The 2,091-nt window shown below is 37.8% G+C and carries 2 protein-coding genes; both read right to left on the reverse strand.

Going from position 1 to position 2,091, the window contains the following annotated elements:
* Nucleotides 1–260: 260 nt before the first annotated feature.
* Nucleotides 261–905: a bis(5'-nucleosyl)-tetraphosphatase (symmetrical) YqeK gene (gene yqeK, locus AC1TO8_RS23775; protein WP_482058058.1), complete on the reverse strand. Its 645-nt coding sequence runs from the start codon at nucleotides 903–905 to the stop codon at nucleotides 261–263.
* 192 nt (nucleotides 906–1,097) lie between these two features.
* Nucleotides 1,098–1,805 carry an HAD family hydrolase gene (locus AC1TO8_RS23780; protein WP_482058059.1) on the reverse strand — a complete coding sequence of 236 codons (708 nt, stop codon included), beginning with the start codon at nucleotides 1,803–1,805 and terminating at the stop codon, nucleotides 1,098–1,100.
* Nucleotides 1,806–2,091 lie beyond the last annotated feature (286 nt).

A 2,091-nucleotide genomic window follows, 5' to 3' on the forward strand; every position in this document is an offset into this window, starting at 1 on the left:
TCAAATAAATGAGACTGAAGTATATAAATATCTCGAAGGCTTCCATCTTGATAAAAGTATTTGGATATTACTTCTTTTGTCATATTTAAATCCTTTCTCTTCGCATTTCACATAACGTTTGGTATTCGCGACGTCGATTCCCCTTAGATAATTCTTATCTTAGGGGAATCGATGTGTCTGCTTGAAATATCTCCCCCGATAATTCCTCTGGCAGACCAAGGGCCAAACGGCCCGATGTGCGAATATTTTGTTAGCAGAAGTTAATGTCTTCTTCGAATTATCTGCATTTTATGCACTTTATCCTCAAGTTCTTCATAGGCTTCTTTCAACCAGGGATGAACAACTTTCAAGGTTTCTTTCCGTTCCCATAAGTAATTGATATATGCAAATGCTCCATGTGTTAATGATTTCTTTAAATTTCTATTCAATTCTTCAATATACGGAGGCTCCCCAGACTGATCCCATGCAATCTTATCAGCAACAAATAATACTTGATCAAGTAAAGTAGCATTTGCCCGCAATGTCGTATGACAGCCAACGGCGTCTAATATTTCTTGATCTGTAATTCCAAAGATATCTCTAGCCATTACCTTTGATATCTTCTGGTGAATGATCATTGGAAATAGCTCTTCTTCAGGTAAAACATCAATTTGTAATTGTCTTGATACATCAATACGCTCAATACTTGAAAAAACAGCACTGATATCATGCAACCAACCTGCAATTTCAGCTGCTTCATGGTTAGCTTCAAACATTAATGCTATTCTCCTTGCTTCCGTACCAACGTCAATACAATGATCTGCTGTTTTTGGACATTTATTAGACGTTAAAAATAGATGAATATTTCTCTTCAAATCACTTGAAAACTCAATATGTTTTGTAAGGTTCTTAAATATGGTATGCATCGTCGATTCACTCTCACTTATATTATGTTACATTAATTTCTGCTAACGTTTGGCATTCCTGACGTTCAAGCAGCTTAAGTGACCAAAGGGAACGGGTCGTCAGACTTAGCTGGTTGAATGTATCGCCGGAATAATCTCCTTGGAAATCCTTCTAAGCGATCAAGGGCGAATGTCCGCAGTAGGAATGCTGTGTTATACGACGATACTACCCTCTTCGATTCCACTAATAATATCTCTTACTTCTTTTAGATCTCTACATATAAAGTTGGGTTCTGCAATATCTGTTTTAATCTTATTTAGCCGATTTAACCAGACTGTCGCTATTCCTAAAATACCTGCTCCACCGACATCGCTCATTAAAGAATCCCCGATATGTAACACCTCTTTAGGAGACAGATTATGTCTCTCTAAAGCTTCAATAAATAATTCTGGTCTTGGTTTATATGATTTGACCTCTTCACTCGTGATTATTTCATTTACCTTTATCCCGTGATAAGCTACAGCGGCTTTTACATCGGCTGTGTCAATATTCGATAATATGTAGACTTCATATCCTTGAAGAGTTTCTAAAAATGGAATTGTATCATTAAATATTTTAGGTTCACTCCAGTGATCAAATTGCTTCTGGATGATCTCATTCACATCACAGTTTGATCTATATCTATAAATCGTCTCAGATAATGATAGGATCCCGAGTTCGCGCTGGGATTTAAATGTCTCACCATAGCTGTTTTGAAACATACTCGAAAACATATTCCACCAGTATCTCCCTATATCACTTACTTCGCATTCCTCCATACTATTTTCTTGTATTTCCTTACAGATCAATGGGATGATATCGTCATCCTCATGAACCAAGGTTCCATAAAAGTCCAGAAATATTGCTTTAATACTCATCATCCCGTCTCCTTTGATTAAACTCTCTAAACTTATTCTGTAGTATTGTCGTATAACGTTGCGCATTTCTGACGTCCGAACGGCTTAAGGACCGCAGGTCCGGGTGGCTCTGCCACTTAGCCGGTTGGATGTGTCGTCTGATTCCACTTCTCAGAAAACTCCTCTGGCGACCAAGGAGCGTCAGCGACGATGCTGAAAGACATTGTTATACGCAGTATTGCCCTTCTATGAAATCGCCATCAATCGATCCTTTATTAATAGTACTAATTTGTCTTGTTCATCTTTAGGT

This window comes from Paenibacillus sp. Y859 (assembly GCF_056786405.1).

Coding starts and splice junctions, on each gene's coding strand:
- yqeK (WP_482058058.1), bottom strand. CDS start 905: ATGCATACCATATTTAAGAACCTTACAAAACATATTGAGTTTTCAAGT.
- AC1TO8_RS23780 (WP_482058059.1), bottom strand. CDS start 1,805: ATGATGAGTATTAAAGCAATATTTCTGGACTTTTATGGAACCTTGGTT.